At 42.8% G+C, this 21,925-nt stretch carries 22 protein-coding genes; 10 read left to right on the forward strand and 12 right to left on the reverse strand.

Features of this window, described 5'->3' with window-relative positions; all coding sequences use genetic code 11:
• Positions 1-66: 66 nt before the first annotated feature.
• Entirely contained in the window at positions 67-1,119 is a 1,053-nt protein-coding gene (locus tag AC0T5Z_RS02325) for an MBL fold metallo-hydrolase (RefSeq protein WP_435336697.1), read from the forward strand.
• A 162-nt stretch (positions 1,120-1,281) separates the two neighbouring features.
• On the opposite strand, the gene AC0T5Z_RS02330 is transcribed toward AC0T5Z_RS02325, so the two are convergent.
• Together AC0T5Z_RS02330 and AC0T5Z_RS02335 are read right to left on the reverse strand one after the other, a co-directional pair.
• Entirely contained in the window at positions 1,282-2,802 is a 1,521-nt protein-coding gene (locus tag AC0T5Z_RS02330; RefSeq protein ID WP_435336696.1) for a catalase, read from the reverse strand.
• A gap of 269 nt (positions 2,803-3,071) precedes the next feature.
• Positions 3,072-3,704, reverse strand: a complete 633-nt coding sequence (locus AC0T5Z_RS02335) for a TetR/AcrR family transcriptional regulator (RefSeq protein WP_435336695.1) — start codon at positions 3,702-3,704, stop codon at positions 3,072-3,074.
• Positions 3,705-3,785: 81 nt separating this feature from the next.
• Between AC0T5Z_RS02335 and AC0T5Z_RS02340 the strand changes: the two genes are divergently transcribed.
• Entirely contained in the window at positions 3,786-5,438 is a 1,653-nt protein-coding gene (locus AC0T5Z_RS02340) for an acyl-CoA dehydrogenase family protein (protein ID WP_435336694.1), read from the forward strand.
• 134 nt (positions 5,439-5,572) lie between these two features.
• Here the strand turns inward: AC0T5Z_RS02340 and AC0T5Z_RS02345 are convergent, their stop codons facing one another.
• A complete protein-coding gene (locus tag AC0T5Z_RS02345) occupies positions 5,573-6,064 on the reverse strand; it encodes a macro domain-containing protein (RefSeq protein ID WP_291335046.1) in 492 nt (163 codons plus the stop codon).
• A 440-nt stretch (positions 6,065-6,504) separates the two neighbouring features.
• Here AC0T5Z_RS02345 and AC0T5Z_RS02350 point away from each other — a divergent pair, with 440 nt between their 5' ends.
• Positions 6,505-6,696 (forward strand): DUF7230 family protein, encoded by a 192-nt coding sequence (locus AC0T5Z_RS02350; RefSeq protein ID WP_291335045.1) that lies wholly within the window; start codon positions 6,505-6,507, stop codon positions 6,694-6,696.
• A gap of 16 nt (positions 6,697-6,712) precedes the next feature.
• Here the strand turns inward: AC0T5Z_RS02350 and ptsP are convergent, their stop codons facing one another.
• Both ptsP and AC0T5Z_RS02360 read right to left on the reverse strand, forming a co-directional pair.
• A complete protein-coding gene (gene ptsP, locus AC0T5Z_RS02355; protein ID WP_435336693.1) occupies positions 6,713-9,010 on the reverse strand; it encodes a phosphoenolpyruvate--protein phosphotransferase in 2,298 nt (765 codons plus the stop codon).
• A gap of 99 nt (positions 9,011-9,109) precedes the next feature.
• The gene (locus AC0T5Z_RS02360) at positions 9,110-9,592 is read right to left on the reverse strand and encodes an RNA pyrophosphohydrolase (RefSeq protein ID WP_019836012.1); all 483 of its coding nucleotides are present in this window, start codon (positions 9,590-9,592) and stop codon (positions 9,110-9,112) included.
• Between the two features lie 183 nt (positions 9,593-9,775).
• On the opposite strand from AC0T5Z_RS02360, the gene AC0T5Z_RS02365 reads away from it, so the two are divergent.
• Together AC0T5Z_RS02365 and AC0T5Z_RS02370 are read left to right on the forward strand one after the other, a co-directional pair.
• Entirely contained in the window at positions 9,776-10,426 is a 651-nt protein-coding gene (locus tag AC0T5Z_RS02365; RefSeq protein WP_291335043.1) for an HAD family hydrolase, read from the forward strand.
• A 152-nt stretch (positions 10,427-10,578) separates the two neighbouring features.
• The gene (locus AC0T5Z_RS02370; protein WP_291335042.1) at positions 10,579-10,824 is read left to right on the forward strand and encodes a DUF2789 domain-containing protein; all 246 of its coding nucleotides are present in this window, start codon (positions 10,579-10,581) and stop codon (positions 10,822-10,824) included.
• A 90-nt stretch (positions 10,825-10,914) separates the two neighbouring features.
• On the opposite strand, the gene AC0T5Z_RS02375 is transcribed toward AC0T5Z_RS02370, so the two are convergent.
• Complete coding sequence (locus AC0T5Z_RS02375) at positions 10,915-11,775, reverse strand: LysR family transcriptional regulator (RefSeq protein WP_136144730.1); 861 nt, start codon at positions 11,773-11,775, stop codon at positions 10,915-10,917.
• Positions 11,776-11,982: 207 nt separating this feature from the next.
• Positions 11,983-12,219 carry a DUF2061 domain-containing protein gene (locus tag AC0T5Z_RS02380; RefSeq protein WP_435336692.1) on the reverse strand — a complete coding sequence of 79 codons (237 nt, stop codon included), beginning with the start codon at positions 12,217-12,219 and terminating at the stop codon, positions 11,983-11,985.
• Positions 12,220-12,538: 319 nt separating this feature from the next.
• Between AC0T5Z_RS02380 and leuC the strand changes: the two genes are divergently transcribed.
• The 4 genes from leuC (at position 12,539) to leuB (ending at position 16,520) form a co-directional block, all read left to right on the forward strand.
• Positions 12,539-13,987: a 3-isopropylmalate dehydratase large subunit gene (gene leuC / locus AC0T5Z_RS02385; protein WP_435336691.1), complete on the forward strand. Its 1,449-nt coding sequence runs from the start codon at positions 12,539-12,541 to the stop codon at positions 13,985-13,987.
• Between the two features lie 97 nt (positions 13,988-14,084).
• Positions 14,085-14,735 (forward strand): 3-isopropylmalate dehydratase small subunit, encoded by a 651-nt coding sequence (gene leuD, locus AC0T5Z_RS02390; protein ID WP_004976094.1) that lies wholly within the window; start codon positions 14,085-14,087, stop codon positions 14,733-14,735.
• Between the two features lie 102 nt (positions 14,736-14,837).
• Positions 14,838-15,401 (forward strand): hypothetical protein, encoded by a 564-nt coding sequence (locus AC0T5Z_RS02395; RefSeq protein ID WP_435336690.1) that lies wholly within the window; start codon positions 14,838-14,840, stop codon positions 15,399-15,401.
• Positions 15,402-15,440: 39 nt separating this feature from the next.
• Positions 15,441-16,520 carry a 3-isopropylmalate dehydrogenase gene (gene leuB, locus AC0T5Z_RS02400; protein ID WP_435336689.1) on the forward strand — a complete coding sequence of 360 codons (1,080 nt, stop codon included), beginning with the start codon at positions 15,441-15,443 and terminating at the stop codon, positions 16,518-16,520.
• A 127-nt stretch (positions 16,521-16,647) separates the two neighbouring features.
• Here the strand turns inward: leuB and AC0T5Z_RS02405 are convergent, their stop codons facing one another.
• Positions 16,648-17,058: a hypothetical protein gene (locus AC0T5Z_RS02405; protein ID WP_435336688.1), complete on the reverse strand. Its 411-nt coding sequence runs from the start codon at positions 17,056-17,058 to the stop codon at positions 16,648-16,650.
• Between the two features lie 156 nt (positions 17,059-17,214).
• Positions 17,215-17,436 carry a translation initiation factor IF-1 gene (infA, locus tag AC0T5Z_RS02410; protein WP_001284370.1) on the reverse strand — a complete coding sequence of 74 codons (222 nt, stop codon included), beginning with the start codon at positions 17,434-17,436 and terminating at the stop codon, positions 17,215-17,217.
• Between the two features lie 230 nt (positions 17,437-17,666).
• On the opposite strand from infA, the gene AC0T5Z_RS02415 reads away from it, so the two are divergent.
• Complete coding sequence (locus AC0T5Z_RS02415) at positions 17,667-18,674, forward strand: AraC family transcriptional regulator (RefSeq protein WP_435336687.1); 1,008 nt, start codon at positions 17,667-17,669, stop codon at positions 18,672-18,674.
• Between the two features lie 62 nt (positions 18,675-18,736).
• Here the strand turns inward: AC0T5Z_RS02415 and truA are convergent, their stop codons facing one another.
• The 3 genes from truA to AC0T5Z_RS02430 are packed head-to-tail and all read right to left on the reverse strand — an operon-like array spanning position 18,737 to position 21,895.
• Positions 18,737-19,534 (reverse strand): tRNA pseudouridine(38-40) synthase TruA, encoded by a 798-nt coding sequence (gene truA / locus AC0T5Z_RS02420; protein WP_435336686.1) that lies wholly within the window; start codon positions 19,532-19,534, stop codon positions 18,737-18,739.
• 12 nt (positions 19,535-19,546) lie between these two features.
• Positions 19,547-20,527, reverse strand: coding sequence for an asparaginase (locus tag AC0T5Z_RS02425; protein ID WP_435336685.1), 981 nt, complete (start codon positions 20,525-20,527; stop codon positions 19,547-19,549).
• 45 nt (positions 20,528-20,572) lie between these two features.
• Positions 20,573-21,895: a fimbrial protein FimV gene (locus AC0T5Z_RS02430; RefSeq protein WP_435336684.1), complete on the reverse strand. Its 1,323-nt coding sequence runs from the start codon at positions 21,893-21,895 to the stop codon at positions 20,573-20,575.
• Positions 21,896-21,925 lie beyond the last annotated feature (30 nt).

A 21,925-nucleotide genomic window follows, 5' to 3' on the forward strand; every position in this document is an offset into this window, starting at 1 on the left:
GTTTTTTTCTGAACAGATCAGGATAAAAAGCATCATGGCAGATGCGCTATATATGATTGGGCTTACATGAACAACGTGGAACAAAAGCATTTTCAACTGCCAACGGAAGCCTGTTGGTCGCATACTTGGCGTAAACCCAAGCTAAAATTTTTGCCTTCAAATCATTATGATGGAGCGCAGTTTTTTAATCCGATTGAGTGTCCCGAGGGGCGTAGCCAAATTGATTTATTAAAATGGTTGCTAAAACGCAAATCGAACAGTTGGAATGTCAATCCGCAACAAGAAGCGCAGCAATTTTTTACAGCGTCACGCGCTTTACCACAATTGCGTCCGCAGGCCAGTTTAGACGATTGGCAAGTTTGGTTTGTAGGGCATGCAACTGTACTCATTCAAATTGGCCCGTATAACTTTTTAACCGATCCAGTCTGGGCAGAGCATGCCAGTCCAAAGCAGGGGCGAGGACCTAAACGTGCTTGTCCTGCAGGGATTGCGCTGGAAGATTTACCGACCATTCATGCTGTATTGTTAAGCCATAACCATTATGACCACATGGATTTAACCACCTTAAAATGGCTGAATCATCAATTTGCCATGCCTATTTACACAGGTTTGGGTAATGGTTGCTATTTGCCGCCTGACTTGCATGTGATTGAAATGGACTGGTGGCAATCGGCTTTGTTTAAAGAAATGAAAATAATCTACACTCCTGCTCAACATGGTTCGGGACGTGGCGCACGTGATCAGAACATGGCGTTATGGGGCGGGTTTTCTATTTTGCATGGGCAAGATCATTGCTTCTTTGCGGGTGATACGGGTTATTCGCCACACTTTAAAGAAATTCAAACCCGCATTGGCGCACCGCGCGTGGCACTTTTGCCGATAGGTGCTTATGAACCACGCAATTTAATGCGTTATATGCACATGAATCCTGAAGATGCTTTTCAGGCACATAAAGACTTACATTCCAAATGTTCATTGGCCATTCACTATCGAACTTTTGAATTGACCGATGAAGGACGTGATCAGCCTGAGGCAGATTTGCATCAAGCCATGAAGCGTTCATCTAAACTGATGAATCCATTTTATTGTATTCGTGAAGGTAAAAAATTAATTGTTTAATCTTTTAAAAACTTGACCATAAATAAAAATGACACGCTACTTTTTACGCTCTGAAAAGTAGCAACGACAGATATAGAACACAAAGCCCCTATCGAAATAGGGGCTTTGTTTTGGTATTTAAAATCTTTGTGTTTAGGTTAACTTGATCTTGGAGTACAAAGATTACAGTACACCTGGCTGACCAAGTGCAGGGTCGCTGGCACGAGCTGCTTGTGCATCGGCAACAGTCATGCCTAAAGCTGCTGCAACGCCTTCACCATAAGCAGGGTCACATGCGTAACAGTTGCGAATATGTCGATACTTAATAAAGTCTAAAGCATCGCCCATCGCACGTGCCGTGTTATCAAACAGTGCCTGTTTTTGCTCAGGATTCATTAAATTAAACAATGCACGCGGCTGGCTGAAGTAGTTGCTATCGTCTTCACGATAATCCCAGAAATCTGCATCGCCACGAATTTTGAGTGGTGGTTCGCGGTATTGCGGTTGCTCTTGCCATTGGTGGAAGCTGTTTGGCTCATAGTGCGGCAAGCTACCATAGTTACCATCCATGCGACCTTGACCATCACGACGGTTGGAGTGTACAGGGCAGCGTGCAGCATTCACTGGAATTTGTGAATGGTTTACACCAACACGGTAACGCGCAGCATCAGCATAGTTGACCAAACGCGCTTGTAACATGCGGTCTGGCGAGTAGCTAATTCCTGGTACAAGGTTGCTTGGTGCAAAGGCAGCCTGTTCAACATCTTGGAAGTAGTTTTCAGGGTTGCGGTTCAGTTCAAACTCACCTACTTCAATCAGTGGATAATCACCTTTCGGCCAAACTTTGGTGAGGTCAAATGGGTGATATGGTACTTGTTCTGCATCTAGTTCAGGCATGATTTGCACGAACAGCGTCCATTTCGGGAAATCACCACGTTCAATGGCATTGTAAAGGTCGGTCTGGCTGCTTTCACGGTCACGACCAATCAATTCTGCTGCTTCTGCATCGGTTAGGTTTTGAATGCCTTGTTGAGTGCGGAAGTGGAATTTTACCCAGAAACGCTCATTATCTGCATTAATAAAGCTATAGGTATGACTACCAAAACCATGCATGTGACGATACCCGACTGGAATACCACGGTCCGACATGACAATAGTCACTTGGTGGAGTGCTTCTGGCAGTAACGTCCAGAAATCCCAGTTGTTGGTCGCATTACGTAGGTTGGTGCGTGGGTCACGCTTTACAGCTTTATTTAGGTCTGGGAATTGACGCGGATCGCGGAAAAAGAACACAGGTGTGTTGTTGCCGACTAAGTCCCAGTTGCCTTCTTCGGTATAGAACTTTAAAGCAAAACCACGAATGTCACGTTCTGCATCGGCAGCACCACGCTCACCTGCAACCGTAGAGAAGCGGGCAAACATTTCAGTTTTTTTACCCACTTCAGAGAAAATTTTGGCACGGGTATATTGGCTGATGTCGTGAGTAACTGTAAACGTACCAAACGCTCCTGAACCTTTGGCATGCATACGACGCTCAGGAATCACTTCACGTACAAAGTTTGCTAACTTTTCATTGAGCCATAAATCTTGGGCAAGCAGTGGGCCACGTGGGCCCGCAGTCATACTGTTTTGGTTATCTACAACAGGTGCGCCTGCATCGGTGGTTAAATGCGTTACAGGGCATTTTTTTATCTCTTGGCTCATCGTTGTTCTCCATTATTGTGATCATCATGTGGTGGGCTGCATTAGAAATTGAGCTTCTAAAACAAGCGGCCATGAACCGTTTTGGTTGTTAAAAAAATCAACTACAACACCACAATATCATGCAGATCGGGCTTTGTAGATGAAAGCTTTTCAAATCCCACCATTTTAATGTAAAACGATTTTTATAATTTTACAAATAGATAAATTTATTGTTTATGATTGGTATATTCGATTATTCTTTGTAAACTAAATCATCATTTTTTGCAGCACTAAATATCTGAAACTGAGGCTAAAAATGGTTGAGTTGCTAGTGAAATATCGGTGTGTAAGGCATCCCAATCTTGAAAATGCGGATTGATTAATAAACTTTGTGAAATAAAGCCATAGCTGATGCGATGCAGATTCAAAGCAGGGTGCAGTTGTTGTTCGGCATTATGTATGACAGGTGCGAATATCTGTTGCCACATTTGCAGCATCATGCTGTAACTTTTTTGGTAAGTTTCAATGTGCGAAACTTGTCGTTCCAGTAAAAAAGTCTGTGCCCAAAGCCATTGTTGTGCCTGAATTTGCTGAAGCTGAAACTGAATGATGGTTGCGATATAGCGGTTTATTTCAACAACTGTGGATAACTTAAGTTGCTGTTGGGCATAACTTTTTAAGTCTTCTGCATGCTTTTTGACTTGCAGGTGAATCGTCAATGCCAGTAAATCTTCTTTCTTGGCAAAGTATTCATAAAAAGTGCCTAAACCGACACCTGCCAAATCGGTAATTTCTCGAATGGTGATTTGATCTGCAGGAAGTTCATGCAAAAGCCGAACAAAACTTTCTTGCAAAGCCTCTTGAGTCAGTTTAGCCCTTGATTGGCGTGGCTTACGGCGCACTTGAACCTCAGAATTTTTCATAAATAAAGCCGAACACCTGAGCGCATATTTTTCTCTATACTGAATGCAATGATAGCACCGCGTTTGTCTAGGAGTGACACAATGCAGACATGGATGACCCATAAAATTCAAAATCAGTTTGATGAATTACAAGACTATAACTTATTTGAAACCGATACGATTTTACAAGAAATTTTAACCCGTTATGGCAGTCAAGATCAGACCCGACTGAGCGAATTGGGGCACATTGCAGCATCGGCAGAATATTATCACTATGCCGATTTAGCCAATCGGCATACGCCTATTTTACATGCCTTCGATGCACGTGGACACCGTAAAGATGTGGTGGAATTTCATCCCGCATGGCATCACTGGATGGCGCTGAATCGTCAATTTGACACGCACGCGCATCCATTTAAACAGCTGCAATCTACGGCAAAATGGGTCGATTGGGCCAGCCGTTTTTATTTGGCAGGACAAGTTGAATGTGGCAATTTATGTCCAAATTCCATGACTTTAGGCAGTATTCCGCTGATTCAGCGTGAACCTGAGTTGTGGGCAAACATGGGTGAAAAACTGTTATCGCATGAATATGACCCGCGTGATGTGCCGATTTCACAAAAGAAATCTATTTGGCTGGGCATGGGCATGACCGAAAAGCAGGGCGGTTCAGATGTACGTGCCAACCAAACGCTCGCCGTTCCAGTCGCAGCAACAGGGCGTGCACAAGCCTATTTACTGACAGGTCATAAATGGTTTTTCTCTGCATCAATGTGTGATGCGCATTTGGTGGTCGCCAATACTGAACAAGACGGCTTGGCTTGTTTCTTTGTACCGCGTTGGCTAGACAATGGCAGAAAAAATAATATTCAGGTGCAGCGCTTAAAAGACAAAGTTGGAAATCGGAGTAACTCGAGTTCTGAAGTTGAATTTCAGCAGGCGTGGGGCATCATGATTGGCGAAGCAGGGCGCGGTATCCCCACCATTATTGAAATGGCGAATTACACCCGTTTAACTTGTGCTGTGGGCAGCAGTGCCATGCTGCGTCAAGCTTTGGTGCAATGCCTTGCTTATACTCGACAACGTCAGGCATTTGGGCAGAGCTTGGCGAATCAGCCATTAATGCAGGCAGTCTTGGCAGATTTGGCTTTGGAAACTGAAGCTGCGGTACAGCTCAGCTTTCATTTGGCACATTGTTATGAAAGTGATGATGCTGTGTCTTTGGCATGGAAGCGTTTAATGACGCCTGCAGCAAAGTTCTGGATTTGCAAACGCGCGGTGGAGCTTACAGGCGAGATGATGGAAGTCTTTGGTGGCAATGGGTATGTCGACAACGGCATCATGGCACGTATTTTCAAAGAAGCACCTGTAAATACCATTTGGGAGGGTTCAGGCAATGTCATGTGCCTAGATGTACTACGCGCCATGCAGCGAGAACCTGAGCTGATTCAGGTATTATTGCAGGATTTTGCTCGTACAGCTGTTACTCATCCTATTTTGAGCAGTGAATTAGATGGCTTGCAGCAATTATTGCAGCGCGAGAACAGCAGCGATTTACAATTTATGGCACGTGCTTTGGTCAGCCGTTTGGTCATTTTGGCACAAGCAGTTTTATTATTGCGTTATGCACCAGACTTTGTCGCGCAAGGTTTTATTCAGTCGCGTTATAGTGCATTACATGGGCAAGTGGTGGGTATGTTGAAACCTGAACAGGTGGATGTTGCAGCCATCTTGCAGCGTGCATTTGCGGCATAACATCCAATGCTACTTGCTACTGCATAAAAAATTCACCCGCTTGGCAAAACCGAACGGGTGAATTGAACCGTATGTTGCGTCGAGTCGTGATCAATCACGCTCGCTTGCATTAAAGCTGATCGCTTCAGCGAAACTTATTTCGCAGGTTCTTCAGCTTTTACACCTTTTTGATAAAGTGTGTAAATGTAGATAGGAATATCCAAATCTTCTAAATGTTTGTAGATCAGTGGACGTACATCTTCCCAATCTAAACCGCCTACGCCTGTTGCAAGACGCGGTAACGCCAAGCTTTCAATTTTCTCTTCTTCAATCAACTGTTTTAAGTTTTTCAAAGTACGGTTGACGGATTCAGTCGATGCCTTACCTGGTTTTGAACCGTTGTCATAAGCCGCTTCCTGAGTCATCAGGTTGACGATGCGTTGACCTTCGGCATTGACCCAAGTCCATTGCTCACCCGCTTTAGGATGGTAAATATGGCAATAGTTGCGGAAGTCTTTATATAGCGCAGGCCAGTGCTCACGCAGACTTAAAGCTAGACCTGTTGCAAAGTTATCGTTAGGGGCAACACCGTGAGCAATCGCTCGTGCTTCGCTCAGTAAAATATCTCCAGATACTTCATAAATCATGAATTTGACTCCTGTTTTTAATGGTCTTGTTTAACTGATCTTCTATATTCATATTAGCCAATCATTGTCGTTTTTCTAGTGGATTTTAAAACCACTAAGTCTTTGCAAATTAATAAAAATTTTTTGAATTTCGTGTTATAATTGTATGGGTAAAGCCGCTGAATATTTTTAAAATAGCTTTCAAAAATAATCGTCAGAAAACTCCAATTAAACGGCTGAAAAAGCTTTTCACCCTTCTTTTTATCTTAGCACTATTGAGTGAAAACGCTTGTAAAATGTACAAGAAAGCGTATGATCGGCTTCCCAATTTAATATGGAATATGAGCGAGAGAATAGTCAGGTGATGCAGAAGCAACTGGCTTGAATTTTCCCGTAACATCTCCATCTATAAAGAATACCGACCCTGCTCATTTCAATGATCAACCGAAAGGAACAGCGCAATGGCAAAGAAAAAACAGCCTGAGTTTATTCAGCATAACTTTGTGGCCAAGCACATGCACGAGGTTAACAAAAGTCAGGTTTTTGTTGACCGCAAGAAAAATTCCAAACGAGGCTATAGCAAACACAAACAAGGGCGATATTCCGATGATTATCGCCCTTGTTGTTTTTGGAGTGAATGGTGTGTTGCTTAAGGCTTAAACCGATGTTTTATGGAGATACGATACGTGTTGCAAGTTTCACCATATCGCCCAAGCCATGGGTTTTAAAATAATGCTCTATCAGACTTTTCACCATCAGCGGATTATTCAATTTTAACGCCTGATCTAACAAATGTTGTGCATCAGTCATCGGTATATGACAAATTGCTTTACGCACCCGCAAGATATTACTGGAACTCATCGACAGGGTATTAAAGCCCATTGCCATTAGAATTACCGCCGACAGCGGATCTCCCGCCATTTCACCACAAATACTCACAGGCTTGTCATATTTATGACATTCTTTCACCAAGCAGGTTAAGGCGCGCAGCACTGCAGGATGAAAGTGTGAATAGACGTTGGCCACGCGCGGATTGTTACGATCCACTGCCAATAAATACTGGGTTAAATCGTTTGATCCTACCGAGAAAAAATCCACCAACGGGGCAAATTCATCAATTTGCAGCAGCACACTCGGTACTTCCACCATAATACCAATTTTCGGCTTGGTGATTTTGACCTGTTCTTCTTCCTGCACCGCTTGCAAGTCACGATCTAGCAAATACAAGGCTTCTTCAACCTCGCTAACACTGGTGATCATTGGCAGTAAAATATGTAAATTATTCAAACCAATACTGGCTTTAAGCATGGCACGAATTTGCGCAGAAAAAATTTCAGGATGATCTAGCGTGAAGCGAATCCCGCGCCAACCCAAGGCTGAGTTTTCTTCTTCAATCGAAAAGTACGGCAAGTCCTTGTCTGCGCCAATATCCAATGTACGCATCACCACAGGTTTGTTGGCAAAGTGACTGAGCTGTTGGCGGTAAATGGCACGCTGTTCTTCTTCACCCGGGAAACGGTCACGCAGCATAAATGGAATTTCAGAACGATATAAACCAACGCCTTTGGCACCACGTTGTACGCCACGGACGACGTCAATCATCAAGCCCGTATTGACATACAATTTTACCGCTACGCCGTCAGGGGTAATGGCATCTTTGGTTTCATATTGCTTGAGGTCTTTGGCAATCTGTTCTTCTTCTTTTTGAATTTCTTTATAGCGCGTTCGCATGCGACGTGGCGGGTTGATAAACACCCGGCCTTGGTGGGCATCTACAATCATCTCCACATCGTCTAGGCTGTTGACGGGCAACTCAGTTACGCCAACTACGGTTGGAATACCTAAAGCACGTGCCACAATGACCATGTGAGAATTCATCGCGCCTTCGGTGGTGACAATTGCAGCAATTTTATCCACAGGCAGTTCTACCAAAGCTGCTGTGGAAATTTCTTCGCCAATTAAAATACTTTCATCGGTCAGTTCGCGGTGGCTGGAGTCGGCTTCTTGCAAATAGGCCAAAATCCGTCGCCCGAGATCTTTTAAGTCCGCGGCACGTTCACGGAGATAGTCATCTTCCATCTGTTCAAACAGATCGATATGATTTTCAATCACAATACGAACTGCACCTTGTGCCCAGTTACCTTCACGTATCAGTTCTTTAATTTCTGCAGGCAGGGCATTTTCATCTAGCATACGCAGGAACACACTGAATAAAGCGCGTTCTTCCGCCATGAGGGCATCTTGCATTTTGTCATCAAGCGATTTGATTTCATCACGCACAGAGGTGACAGCACGATCCAGCAGCTCTAACTCTTCACTGATGTCATCGGCTTCACGGTCAGGGACAGCCGCCAAATCTGCAGGGGGATAGAGAATGACGGCACGACCTAAGGCGATCCCACCTGAACCTGAGACACCTTGGAAAGTTTTGTAAGCGGGTAAATTACTCGGTTTACGAAATACATCGATATTGCCCACCGCATGCGCATGCGCAATAACCCCTGAAAGCTGAGCACAGAGCGTGACGAGGAAAGATTCCGCAGCTTCACTAAAGTCTTGCGACTCTTTGTTTTGCACCACGAGCACGCCCATGACTTTACGGCGGTACATGACTGGTACACCGAGGAACGAGTTATAAATTTCCTCACCTGTTTCAGGTAAGTACATAAAACGTTCATGTTTCGGTGCATTGTCGAGATTGACAATTTCTTCACGTTGTCCGACTAAACCGACCAAACCTTCACTGGTGTGTAACGACACATGTCCCACGGCCTCAGGATTTAAACCCTTTGATGCCATGAGCAAGTAGCGTTGATTGCGCTCATCTAACAGATAAATAGAGCAGACATCCACATGCATGGCTTCTGCGACCTGATTGACCATAATATCGAGTGATTCATGCAAACTGGTGGACGCATTGATTTCTTGTACAATGCGTCTAAGGGTATCCAGTTGCATGTTCGACATACGCGCTACTCCATATTCTAATCAATGAATTGAGGTCAGTTTTACACCACAGGTGACCCTATAACAATAAGCTAAAAAATCTACATATTCATGCAAATTTTAAGGTTTTTTCAGGGGTAATTGATTGCACAATTCCACCATCGCTTTACGGTAGACGTCACGTTTGAAATTGACGACCTGACCAAGCGGATACCAGTAACTGACCCATTGCCATTGATCAAATTCGGGTGGGTCTGACAAATTCAGCCGAATGTGATGCGCTGACGCTGTCAGTTGCAATAAAAACCACTTCTGTTTTTGACCAATACATACGGGATCTGAATCCGTGCGTATATACCGATGTGGCAAACGATAACGCAGCCAACCTTTAGTTTGCGCGATAATTTGGACGTGTTCGGGCAGTAAGCCAACTTCTTCTCTCAGCTCACGATAAAGTGCCTGTTCAGGGGTTTCTCCATACTGGATACCTCCTTGCGGAAATTGCCATGCATTGTGACCAATGCGTTTTGCCCATAAAACTTGTCCAAACTCGTTTGCCAAAATGATCCCGACATTGGGTCGGAAACCTTCTGAGTCGATCATTTGGCTACCTAAATATTGTTTAATTTATGACTTTGCACTCGGGGATGATGATTTCTTTTCTCCAACTCGAAAATGCAAAGTGTAAATAATGTTAAAATTGCTATGATCTTAACTAATTTCTATCGACTAGCGGAGATAGATTTACAATTTTTTTCTTAAATTTCATTTTTTACGAGTATTTTCATGAAATTGGCGCTATTTGATCTCGATCACACCTTGTTAAATACTGATTCAGATCATTCTTGGGGTGAGTTTTTGGTAAGTGAAGGCTTGGTCGATCCTGTTCGCCATCGTGCCATGAACGACAAGTTTTATGAAGACTATAAAGCAGGGCAACTTGACCCAATTGCATATAACGAATTTGTATTTGAGTTTTTAACCCAGCACGACAATCAGTACCTCACAGATTTGCATGAATTATTTATGCAAAAGGTGATTCGTCCACAAATGCGTCCTGAAGGGTTTAAAGCTATTCAGCGTCATCAAGAATTAGGGCATGAGCTGGTGGGGATTACGGCAACATCTGACTTTATTACTGCACCTATTTTTCGTGAGTTTGGTATTACTGAAATTATTGCCACCAATGCCGAAGTGGTCGATGGTAAATATACAGGCAAAGTCATCAATACCGCATGCTATCAGCAAGGCAAGTTGGTGCGCTTGGAACAATGGCTTGCAGGACGTGAAGTGTTAGAGTCTTGGGCATATTCAGACTCGATTAATGATCGTTTCTTACTGGAATATGCAGATCACGCGATTGCCGTGAATCCTGATGCACGTTTACTAGCTTTGGCCGAAGAACAAGGTTGGGATGTGCAGGACTGGTCAATTTAAAGCTTAGACTAGTGCAATTGTCGTTATATTAGGTGTAACTAGTCGCTTGTTTCTGTTTTGTTTTTATTTGCTGCAATGTTGGATTATGTCATTTATTTTTAGAGTAGGTATGCTAAATTAAGGCAAGAATTAAAAAACAGCAGGAGTGAAAAATGAGCGGTGTACGCCCAAGAATGACACATTTATTTGAACAATTAGGGTTAGATGCCAGTGAAGAAGCGATTCAGCAATTTATTGAGACACATCAACTGAGCGCAGAAACCAATATTGCCGATGCTGATTTTTGGACAGACGCACAACGTCAGTTTATTGTTGAAAAAATAAAATCGGATGGTTCATGGGCAATTGTGGTAGATCAATTGAATGAATCTTTACATGAAGATTCGGTGAATCGTTAAGATTTTGCTTGCGCCTAAATTGAACCAATAAAAAGCACCCTCAATACAATCGTGTCTGAGGGTGCTTTTTATTCAACAGACCCTAATCTTTTAGTGTTTCATCATCTCAATCAATTCTAATACAGCGCGTGATTGTGTCCGCCCAGGATGCCATACCATGCCTAATTGACGGTTCATTTCTAAGTCAATATCTAACTGTTGTAAGTCCTGATTGACCAAAGTTTTAGGTAAAACAGACCATCCCAAACCAATTGACACTAACATCCGAATAGATTCTAGCGGATTGTTGCTCATGGTGACTTTGGGTTTGACGCCTTGCTTTTCAAATTCTGCCAAAGTGATTTGGCTGGTATAGGTTTGCGCGGCAGGCAATAAACTTGGGTAGGCGAGTAAATCGGTTAATTGCAGGTTTTTCTGATGTGCAAGTGGATGAAAAGGTGCGACCACAAACACCAAGGGATCATTCCAAATGGTGACATAAGATAGACGTTCATCTAATTTAGGCGGTAACGTCAGAAAAGCCAGTTCTAAATCGCCTGCCAAAACTTGTTCATGTGCCTGTTCTGAATCGACAAAATGTACATCTAACGTGACGTTAGGAAATTCCTGCACATATTCACGCAAATGATTGGGTAAGTGGTGTAAACCAATATGATGACTGGTGCCAATTTTCAGTTTGCCTTGAACCTGACCCTGCTCATGGCTGAGGGTGTGGTGAATATCGCCGAGTTCATTCAGCCAGTTTTTGACTTTGGGCAATAATGAATGTGCTGCATGCGTGGCTTGTACCCCACGACCTGCCGATTCAAACAGTTTCACACCAAAATAGTCCTCTAGGCTGTGAATGCGTTTGGTCACCGCAGGCTGGGTAATAAACAACTGATCTGCTGCCAAAGAAATAGAACCTGTTTCCATGACTTTTACAAAGGCTTCAAAGGCTGCAAGATTCATTTGCACCATCCATAAAGATTTTTTATTACTGTGTTTATTATTTAGAAAAAATTTGAATTAATCAAAACAAATTCTACTTATTTTGAAACTATGCCTTTGGGATGATCTTATAGATATAAAGTAGAGATAAAAAAAGATCATCGTAGGCTGCAACCACGATGATCTCAAACTGAAACGGAATATTCACAAGCAGAATCTTTAAAGCCGTTAAGCGATAATTTTAGAATTTTGCGTTTGTGCTTTCTTTTCCCAAACTCGCTCGTGAATGAAATAAGCCACAGCTTGTACTGTCGGTTCGACCAAACTTAAGGTAATCGCCATCCAAATATTACCAGTGACTACATAACCGACCACCATCGCTACAGTGATGTGCATGATGTAGTAGCTTAAAGTTTTTTTGAACATGCGTTGATTGTTGGCGACAAATTTTTGAATATGGCTCATGTGAATACTCCTTCTGCTGCTTTGACCGTTTTCTGTGTGGATAGCTAAAGGATAATTATTCTTATTTAATTTGTAAAAACGAATAATTTTGTAATTTTGATTGGAAAATTAGATTTTAATAGAAAGATTATAAGGTCAAAATTTTAAGCATCTATTTGTTTTTGCTTATAGGCAGGTCGTGATGAATCAATAAAAATTATTTTGCTAGAAATTCCTAAAAGTTTTTAAATTAATAAAAATGATAAATTAGATTTATACAAATTCGCGGTTATAATCAAATTAATGAAAAAATTACCCAGTCCAGTGGAGTAGATCTGACATGGCAGGCGAAAACCAACCAGCACAAAATCCAGCTGCAAAAACTTTGTACGACAAATTGTGGGATGATCACTTGGTCACTCAACGTGATGATGGCTCGGCTTTATTGTATATCGACCGTCATTTATTGCATGAAGTGACTTCTCCACAAGCCTTTGAAGGTTTGCAACTTGCAGGACGTAAGCCGTGGCGTTTAAGTGCCAACGTGGCAACGCCTGACCATAACGTACCAACGTCTAAGAAAGAACGTGCAGACGGTATTGCAGGTATTGAAGATGATACCTCACGTATTCAGGTACAAACTTTAGATGACAACTGTAAAACCTTTAACGTGGTGCAGTTTGACATCAACGACATCCGTCAGGGGATTGCGCACGTGGTTGGGCCTGAGCAGGGCTTAACTTTGCCAGGTATGACCGTAGTTTGTGGTGACTCACATACAGCGACTCACGGTGCATTTGGGTGTTTAGCGCATGGTATTGGGACGTCTGAAGTTGAACACGTATTAGCAACCCAATGCTTAGTTCAAAAGAAAATGAAAAACATGCTAGTGCGTGTAGATGGCAAATTAGGTCAAGGTGTTACACCGAAAGATGTCGTTTTAGCGATCATTGGTAAAATTGGTACTGCAGGCGGTACAGGTCACGCGATTGAGTTTGGTGGTCAAGTATTCCGTGATATGTCGATTGAAGGACGTATGACAGTGTGTAATATGGCGATTGAAGCAGGCGCGCGCGTAGGTATGGTCGCTGTGGATGACAAAACCATTGAATACGTGAAAGGTCGTAACTATGCACCAAAAGGCGAGCAATGGGATGCAGCAGTTGCTTACTGGAATACTTTACATTCAGATGAAGGCGCGCACTTTGACACCGTAGTGGTATTACAAGGCGAAGAAATTGAGCCGCAAGTGTCTTGGGGAACTTCACCTGAAATGGTCATTCCAGTATCACAAGCCGTACCAACTTTAGAGCAGGCGAAAGATGATGTACAGCGCAATGACTGGACGCGTGCTTATCAATATATGGGCTTAACTGCAGGTCAGTCTTTGGCAAATATTCAATTAGACCGCGTATTTATTGGCTCATGCACCAACTCGCGTATTGAAGATATTCGTGCTGCTGCTGAAGTGATTAAAGGTCGTAAAGTTGCAGCAAGTATTAAACAGGCGATGGTGGTTCCAGGTTCTGGCTTAGTGAAGCAACAAGCGGAACAAGAAGGCTTAGACAAAGTGTTTGTAGAAGCAGGCTTTGAATGGCGTGAACCAGGTTGTTCAATGTGCTTGGCAATGAACGCAGACAAATTGCAACCGGGTGAACACTGTGCATCGACTTCAAACCGTAACTTTGAAGGTCGTCAAGGTAACGGTGGTCGTACCCATTTGGTGAGTCCAGCAATGGCAGCTGCGGCAGCAATCGCAGGTCATTTTGTAGACGTACGTTCATTCTAAGTTATGCCTTCATCCCAGCCTTCTCTCAGAGAGATGGCGTTCCCTCTCGCTATAGCAGAGGGCAAGGGAGAGGTTACGGATTCAGTGAGAATTAAACATGAAAAAATATACCGTTGAACAAGGTATCGTTGCACCATTAGACCGTGCCAATGTCGATACAGACTTAATCATTCCAAAACAGTTTTTGAAATCTATCAAACGTACAGGTTTTGGCGATAACTTATTTGATGAATTGCGTTATTTAGATGAAGGTTATCCGGGTCAGGACAACTCAAAACGTCCGATTAATACTGAGTTTGTATTGAATCAGCCGCGTTATCAGGGTGCTTCAATCTTAATTTCACGTGCCAACTTTGGTTGTGGTTCAAGCCGTGAGCACGCACCTTGGGCATTGAATGAATATGGTTTCCGTACCGTTATTGCACCAAGCTTTGCCGATATTTTCTTCAATAACTGCTTTAAAAACGGCATGTTGCCTGTGATCTTGTCTGAAGAGCAGGTCGAGCAATTATTTAAAGAGTGTGCGGCGACTGAAGGCTATCAATTAACCATCGACTTAGACGCACAAGAAGTACGTACACCAAGCGGTACGGCATTTAAATTTGAAGTAGATCCATTCCGTAAACACTGTTTATTGAATGGTTTGGATGATATTGGCTTAACATTACAAGCAGCCGATGACATTCGTGCTTATGAAGAGAAAACCAAGCAGTCGCGTCCGTGGGTTTTTGCCGAAATTCAGGCATAAATTCGCTGAAATTTGTCATAGCATCGCTGCCTAACTCTTGCTAACATCGGCACATAATAATTTTTATATTTTGTATCTAACAGGTGAGGTTGGGCGCGAACAATGACTAAAAATTTCGGTCGGCTTGCTGTCATTGGATTATGTATCACCACGCTAAGCGCATGCCAAACGTGGAATACAGCACGCATTAAACAGGTAAAAGAAACTGAACAAAGCAAATCCAATGCACTGATTTACTGTGCGGGTACAGATGATTGTGAGTTTGAGCGTTTAAATACCGTCACCATTGTCGATGCAGAAAAACACCGTGTTACACATGCTGCTATTCAAGAGGGTTTGGTGCGTTTACAGGAATCATCCTTAAATAAATCCAATGCCTTGTATTTGTCTGTACCGCCTAAACAACATGAATTGGTGATTCGCTTTTATCCCATTTCTAAAGATCGTGCAGAAAAATTGCATGTGATTCACAAGTTTAATGCCAAGCAAAAATATACCTTTAGAATGTATCGTGATCGCAGTCGTACTAAAGGCAGCTTATTAAATGTGTCTGCGCCAGATCCTTTATGTGTAGATTTGGTGCAAAACAACACAACTATTCGACGTTTTTGCAAACCCTACAATGTCTTGAATGGCTTGGGTGAGTTTGTGGAACAGAAAATTTAATCCTACAGTCTTTGACTGTCATGAACAATGGAAACTCTCATGTCAAAACATATTTTGATTTTAGCTGGTGACGGCATTGGTCCAGAAATTGTGAAAGTTGCTGAACAAGTGCTGACACGTGTCAATGAAAAATTCAATTTGGGTTTGACTTGGGAGCAAGGTTTATTGGGTGGTTCTGCAATTGATGCACATGGCGAACCGTACCCAGAAGTGACATCTGAGCAAGCGAAAAAAGCCGATGCAATTTTATTGGGTGCAGTCGGTGGTCCAAAATGGGACAGCATTGAGCGTTCAATTCGTCCAGAGCGTGGCTTGTTAAAATTGCGTTCAGAACTCAATTTATTTGCTAACTTACGTCCTGCAATTTTGTATCCACAATTGGCGGATGCTTCAAGCTTAAAACCTGAAATCGTATCGGGCTTAGATATCTTAATCGTACGTGAATTGACGGGTGGTATCTATTTCGGTCAGCCACGTGGTATCCGTGAATTAGAAAATGGTGAAAAACAAGGGTTTAACACCGATGTGTATGCTGAGTCAGAAATCAAGCGTATTGCAAAAGTAGCGTTTGAAATGGCGAAATTGCGTGGTGGTAAAGTATGTTCTGTGGATAAAGCCAACGTACTAGAAGTGACTGAATTGTGGAAGCAAACCGTGACTCAGTTACATGCAGAACAGTATCCAGAAATCAACTTGTCGCACATGTATGTCGATAACGCAGCGATGCAACTGGTACGTGCTCCAAAACAATTTGACGTCTTGGTGACAGGTAACTTGTTTGGCGACATCTTGTCTGATGAAGCAGCAATGTTGACTGGTTCTATTGGTATGTTGCCATCTGCGTCTTTAGACGAAAACGGTAAAGGTATGTATGAGCCTTGTCATGGTTCAGCGCCAGATATCGCTGGTCAGAACTTGGCAAACCCATTGGCAACCATTCTTTCTGTGGCAATGATGTTGCGTTACACCTTCCGTGAAGAAGCGGCAGCCAAAGCCATTGAAGATGCGGTAGGTAATGTATTGGATCAAAACTTGCGTACTGCCGATATTATGTCTGAAGGCATGAACAGAGTCGGGACAGTGGAAATGGGTCAGGCTGTGGTTGCGGCATTGAACTAATTTCAATATCTTTGATATTTAAGCCAAATCGGATATTTAAACGTTATTGGCTTAAAGCAAACGCAGTCTACGGGCTGCGTTTTTTGTGCAGAGAATTTAGTGCTGATTTTACTAGAGCGGTGTCTGTTTAGCAGTATCGCCCACTATAAGACACAGATGTTGCAATGTTGTGTTCTAAATGAAAAATAATATAACAGGACAGCGGCAGATCATAACTTTCATGACTGGGGATGCCCATGTTCAGCGGAACTGCACCAATTCTTGTGGTTGGATGCTGTGCTGTTGGAATAGGAATCCGTACAGGACGAATGACCTGATAACGCAAGGCTTGTTTGGTTTGTTCGACTCTACCCACTTGTTGATAGCCTATTTGGCTTAACTGCAAGTGTGACAAAACATAAGCGCTAGATTGACCAACAAACTGTTGTAAATAGACGTCACGGCTTATGACGGATTGAGGTGGATGGCTACTACAGGCAACTAAAGTAATGCCTAGAAACGAAGCAATAACCAAAGCAACGCAGGATCGAAATAACATGCTTTTTCTCCCTTGCTCAAAAGTTCATTGTAGAAGGTAAGGCAAGAAAAGAATGTGGTGATTCGATAAGTGGCGGGAAAAAGAAAAGCTAAACATAATTTTTTTAAGTGAACGTAAAAAAGCCACTCCGAAAGTGGCTTTTGCTTACTCTAAAACTTAGCGTGCGCGGTAAGTGATGCGACCCTTTGTTAAGTCGTAAGGTGTCATTTCAACTTTCACACTGTCGCCCGTTAAAATGCGAATATAGTGTTTACGCATTTTACCAGAAATGTGAGCAATCACTTCATGACCGTTTTCTAAACGTACACGAAACATAGTATTAGGAAGCGTTTCGGTGACAACGCCTTCGAACTCGATGAGTTCCTCTTTATTGGCCATAGCCTACCTGAGTATCAAATTGGAAAGGCGCAAATTATAGGCAATTTTTCTGAAAAAATCAAGATGCTTTACCCTATACGCCGCGCATCTGTTAGTAAAATAAGCGAATCATCGGTTTATACTTTTTCTGTAAAAATGGGCTCGGGTAGGTTGTCAGTTCGGTCAATCACAGTTAATCTAATTTCAATCTTTTTAAGTATAAATGAAGTACATACAAGGAAGGTTTTTGCGTGGGTCAGCTAACTGATGCATCGGTTGTATTGCGATTAGGCTACCAAGCGATTCGTCGTGCGGGGTTGCCAACCGAAGAAATTTTAACAAAAGCAGGCGTGGCTTTAAATCAGGTCGAAGCTAATGAACGTACGCCTTTAAATGCACAATATGCGTTTTGGGTTGCAGCTGAGGAAGTCAGTAAAGACCCTGATATTGGTTTACATTTAGGGGAACATTTGCCACTTTATCGTGGACAAGTGATTGAACATTTGTTTATTTCTTCAGAAAACTTTGGTGAAGGCCTAAAACGCGCTTTGGCTTATCAACGCCTGATTAGTGATGCTTTTGATGCCAAATTGGTAGTAGAAGATGGACGCTGTTATTTAACCAATGGTGTGCATCCGTGGTCAGAAAATATCGTCAATCGTCATTTTTCTGAATGCGCTATGTCGGGTGTTTTACGCTTCTTTAAATTTATTACTGAAGGTCGTTTTCAGCCCATTTATATCGACTTTAACTTTAGTGATGGTGCTGCAGATGATGAATATTTCCGTGTCTTTGAATGTCCTGTGAGTTTGGGGCAGAAAGAAACGCGTTTGTATTTTGATCCGAGTATTTTGGATTATCCACTGTGGCAGGCAGAGCCAGAGTTGTTGCAGTTACATGAACAGTTGGCATTGGAAAAGCTACAGGAACTGGCGCGGTATGACTTGGTTGGTGAAGTGCGCCGTGCCATTGGTTCGACCTTAGAAAGCGGTGAAACCACACTGGAAACAGTCGCGGCGCAATTGAATATTACGCCACGTCGTTTGCGTACACAATTGAGCGAAGCCAATACCAGTTTTCAGCAAATTCTGTCTGATTACCGTTGTCGTTTGGCTAAACGACTATTATCGAATACCAATGAAAGTGTGGAGCGGATTGTGTATTTAACGGGTTTTTCAGAGCCTAGCACTTTTTATCGTGCCTTTAAACGCTGGACCAATGAAACCCCAGTGGAATATAGAAAACGTAAACAGCGTTAAATTACCTCCCTCAGTCCCTCCTAAAAGGAGGGATTAGAGGGAGTTAAAATTTTGAAAAGAGATTATTCTGGCATGTTTAACCAATGTGGCCCTAAAGGGACTTTCGGTAAATCAAACTGTTCAGGATAATGTGCCTGAATAAAATATAAGCCATCGGGTGGGGCGGTAATCCCTGCGGCTTTACGGTCTTGGGCTGCAAAAATTTGGTCAATATGCGCAATGTCATACAAACCTTGCCCAATCTCCAAAAGGCAACCCATGATATTGCGTACCATGTGATGCAAAAAACCATCAGCTTGAATATCTAATACCAAATAATTGCCGTGACGAATTAAGCGGCAATGGCTGACATGACGAACAGGCTGATTGGATTGACACGCTGCGGCACGAAAGCTTTCAAAATTATGTGTCCCTTCAAATTTCTGCGCAGCCGCAATCATTTTATCGACATCTAAGGGATAATAAGCGTGGGTGACTTGTTTGTGCAGCAAGGCAGGGCGTTGTGGATTGTTATATACCACATAGCGATAACGCCGTGCCTGAGCCTTAAAACGGGCATGGAAGTCCATATCCATCGTTTTAATCCATTGAATTGCAATGTCTTTGGGTAGTTGGCTGTTGGCTCCCATCAACCAACCACGTTCGGGACGAATGGCATGCGTATCAAAATGTGCCACCATATTGGTTGCATGCACGCCTGCATCGGTACGTCCTGCACCATGTAAAATAATGGCTTCATCGGCAATTTTGCTCAGAACTTTTTCAATGGTTTCCTGCACACTAGGTACGCCTGCTTGCTGGGTTTGCCAACCCCGATACCGAATGCCACAAAACTCAATTCCGATTGCAAAACGCTGCATAATCACCTCAAATCACACTGAAGACTGCCAATGCGCATACCACTGTGCAAGGCTGTCGTATTGTAAATACATTTTTAAGACTTTGGCATAAAGATCTGCATGACTTTGGCAATCGCTGATTAAAATTTTACTGTCCTGTAACCATTGGCTGATCGCATAGCATTGCTGCATACCACCGAAAGTGACTTGTGTGGTGAGAATTACGGCACATTGTTGAGCTTGTAAAGCCTGAATTAACGCAATCACTTCGGCATTGACTGCCATATTGCCTGTGCCATAACTTTGTAAAATCAGACAGTGTGGTGGATGCTGCTGTAAGGCCTTTAAATTATCGACCAAAGCGGAAATGGCAATTGGCTGTAACATCCAGTTCAGACAATTAAAGTGTCGGGCTTTTCCAATATGTTGACTGCTAATGTTGAATGCTGGTTTATTCTGCGATTTGCTCTCCGTGCAAACCAAAGCGGACTGACCTGTAAATGCATTTAACTCGGTGGTGTGTTGTTTCTGTGCTGTCGCGGCATGAATCAGTTGATGATGGAAAGCAAGATATACTCCCTGAGTCACTTGATGAATCTGTTGTAAAGCAAAATTCAGGTTGTCCAATGCATCACTAAATTCACGGGTATCTGTACCTTGTGCATTGAGTAAGGGATATTGGCTACCCGTGAGAATGACATGGGTGCTTTGAGCTAAAAAACGTGCCAAGACTGCGCTGGCATAGCTGAGCGTGTCTGTGCCATGTAAAATGACGAAATGTTGAAAATTATCTTGTTGTAATTTTTGAATATATTGAATGAGCTGTAACCAGTCTGCTGCTGTACAGGCGCTACTGTCTTTAATGACAGGGGCAACAAAGCATTCAATCTCTAAATTTAGTGGCAAAACCTGTGCCAAACGTGGCAAGAATTGCTCGGCAGGCATTGGGCTTAGTGGTTCACCGACACAGCCAAAAGTGCCGCCCATGTAGATTAACGCAATTTTTTTCATCATAAAAAAGCAGCCAAGAATGACTGCTTAATCTTAATCTGATTTGAATTAAGAAGCGATTCGATTCAGTAACTGATCGGCACGTTGGCGTTGTTCAGCAGAATAATTTGCGCCTTGTTCGCTAAGTAAAGCTTTCGCAGCATCATAAGCGCCCAACTCTACATATTGGCTCGCTAAGTCTAAGTTCAACTGAATTTCATCCACTTGAGATAAGTCTGGGAATGATTTCACCAATGGATCATTCAGATCAACATCTGTACCGACAAAGGTTGCAGCAGGTTCAAGTGAAATACTTGGTGCAGCAATGATTTCTGGTTCAGTTGTAGGTTGAAGCTTGGTTTCCGCAGCAGGCGTACTGTCAAATGTGAAATTAAAATCAGGTGCAGGTTCAGCTTTTGCTTCAACTGCAGGTGCACTTTCTGGTGTCGAAAAATTGAAGTCCAGACTAGGGGGTTCGACTGCAGCAGCTTCACTGATTGTTGATTCAGGGGTTGTTGTTTCAGGTGCTGCTGTGGTTTCAGCTGGGCTTGGTGTTAAATCAAACGTGAAATCGAGCGGTTTAACTTCCTCAGCAGGGCTTGCACTTGGTTCAGCTGTAATTGCAGGCGCTTCAGTTTTTGCTTCTGCTGCTGTGGAATCGAGTGAGAAATTAAAATCCAGTGCAGCAGGTTCTGCTTTGACTTCAGGTTCTACCGTTTTTTCTACCGCAGGTGTAGCTGCAGGGCTGAAATTTAACGATGAGGTGTCAAATTCTAAAGCTGCTTCAGGTTCTGCAGTTTTATTTGAGGTCAGTTCGTGCTGTAACTGGTCAAAAGAAGCCGTTTGATTTGGCGTACTCACAGGTGCAGTAAAATCTAAGCTGCTTGGAGCTGCTGTCAGCGCTTCATTTGCTGATTTTTCAGCAATATCTTCATGTGCATGACTGGCTTTTTTCGCTTCAGCCTGTGACAGAATATCGTCAAGCTCTAAAGAACGTAAATGATTCAGCAATTGATCAATTGCAAATTCATCTTTTTGTTGTAAATGAATATCAAGCAATAACAAATACAAACCATGCAATGAGTTATCACGTTTTAATGCTTGGTTAATTTGTGCTTCTGCAGCAAAGAAATTACGTTCTTTGATCAGGTTTTCAATGTTGGTTTGGATTTTTACAGGAACAGGGGTAGCATGTTGTGGTGTTGGAACAACCTCTTCAACCACCACCGATTTCTGGGCAACTTTTTTGGTAGTTGTGGTTTTCTTGGCACTGGTTTTGGCTGGTGTTGCTGTTTTCTTGTTGCTTAGTTCGGCTTCTTTACTTGCTTCACGCTTTTTCAAGAAAATTGCGATCACCAGTAGCAAAATAAACGGAATCACATAAATCAGCATGTTTATACCCCTTGAGGATGTGGTCCCTGT

The sequence above is a fragment of the Acinetobacter pengchengensis genome (assembly GCF_982235305.1).

What these genes read in the sequence shown, in the direction of transcription:
- AC0T5Z_RS02325 (WP_435336697.1), top strand. Translation starts at nt 67, where the DNA reads ATGAACAACGTGGAACAAAAGCATTTTCAACTGCCAACGGAAGCCTGT.
- AC0T5Z_RS02330 (WP_435336696.1), bottom strand. Translation starts at nt 2,802, where the DNA reads ATGAGCCAAGAGATAAAAAAATGCCCTGTAACGCATTTAACCACCGAT.
- AC0T5Z_RS02335 (WP_435336695.1), bottom strand. Translation starts at nt 3,704, where the DNA reads ATGAAAAATTCTGAGGTTCAAGTGCGCCGTAAGCCACGCCAATCAAGG.
- AC0T5Z_RS02340 (WP_435336694.1), top strand. Translation starts at nt 3,786, where the DNA reads ATGCAGACATGGATGACCCATAAAATTCAAAATCAGTTTGATGAATTA.
- AC0T5Z_RS02345 (WP_291335046.1), bottom strand. Translation starts at nt 6,064, where the DNA reads ATGATTTATGAAGTATCTGGAGATATTTTACTGAGCGAAGCACGAGCG.
- AC0T5Z_RS02350 (WP_291335045.1), top strand. Translation starts at nt 6,505, where the DNA reads ATGGCAAAGAAAAAACAGCCTGAGTTTATTCAGCATAACTTTGTGGCC.
- ptsP (WP_435336693.1), bottom strand. Translation starts at nt 9,010, where the DNA reads ATGTCGAACATGCAACTGGATACCCTTAGACGCATTGTACAAGAAATC.
- AC0T5Z_RS02360 (WP_019836012.1), bottom strand. Translation starts at nt 9,592, where the DNA reads ATGATCGACTCAGAAGGTTTCCGACCCAATGTCGGGATCATTTTGGCA.
- AC0T5Z_RS02365 (WP_291335043.1), top strand. Translation starts at nt 9,776, where the DNA reads ATGAAATTGGCGCTATTTGATCTCGATCACACCTTGTTAAATACTGAT.
- AC0T5Z_RS02370 (WP_291335042.1), top strand. Translation starts at nt 10,579, where the DNA reads ATGAGCGGTGTACGCCCAAGAATGACACATTTATTTGAACAATTAGGG.
- AC0T5Z_RS02375 (WP_136144730.1), bottom strand. Translation starts at nt 11,775, where the DNA reads ATGAATCTTGCAGCCTTTGAAGCCTTTGTAAAAGTCATGGAAACAGGT.
- AC0T5Z_RS02380 (WP_435336692.1), bottom strand. Translation starts at nt 12,219, where the DNA reads ATGAGCCATATTCAAAAATTTGTCGCCAACAATCAACGCATGTTCAAA.
- leuC (WP_435336691.1), top strand. Translation starts at nt 12,539, where the DNA reads ATGGCAGGCGAAAACCAACCAGCACAAAATCCAGCTGCAAAAACTTTG.
- leuD (WP_004976094.1), top strand. Translation starts at nt 14,085, where the DNA reads ATGAAAAAATATACCGTTGAACAAGGTATCGTTGCACCATTAGACCGT.
- AC0T5Z_RS02395 (WP_435336690.1), top strand. Translation starts at nt 14,838, where the DNA reads ATGACTAAAAATTTCGGTCGGCTTGCTGTCATTGGATTATGTATCACC.
- leuB (WP_435336689.1), top strand. Translation starts at nt 15,441, where the DNA reads ATGTCAAAACATATTTTGATTTTAGCTGGTGACGGCATTGGTCCAGAA.
- AC0T5Z_RS02405 (WP_435336688.1), bottom strand. Translation starts at nt 17,058, where the DNA reads ATGTTATTTCGATCCTGCGTTGCTTTGGTTATTGCTTCGTTTCTAGGC.
- infA (WP_001284370.1), bottom strand. Translation starts at nt 17,436, where the DNA reads ATGGCCAATAAAGAGGAACTCATCGAGTTCGAAGGCGTTGTCACCGAA.
- truA (WP_435336686.1), bottom strand. Translation starts at nt 19,534, where the DNA reads ATGCAGCGTTTTGCAATCGGAATTGAGTTTTGTGGCATTCGGTATCGG.
- AC0T5Z_RS02425 (WP_435336685.1), bottom strand. Translation starts at nt 20,527, where the DNA reads ATGATGAAAAAAATTGCGTTAATCTACATGGGCGGCACTTTTGGCTGT.
- AC0T5Z_RS02430 (WP_435336684.1), bottom strand. Translation starts at nt 21,895, where the DNA reads ATGCTGATTTATGTGATTCCGTTTATTTTGCTACTGGTGATCGCAATT.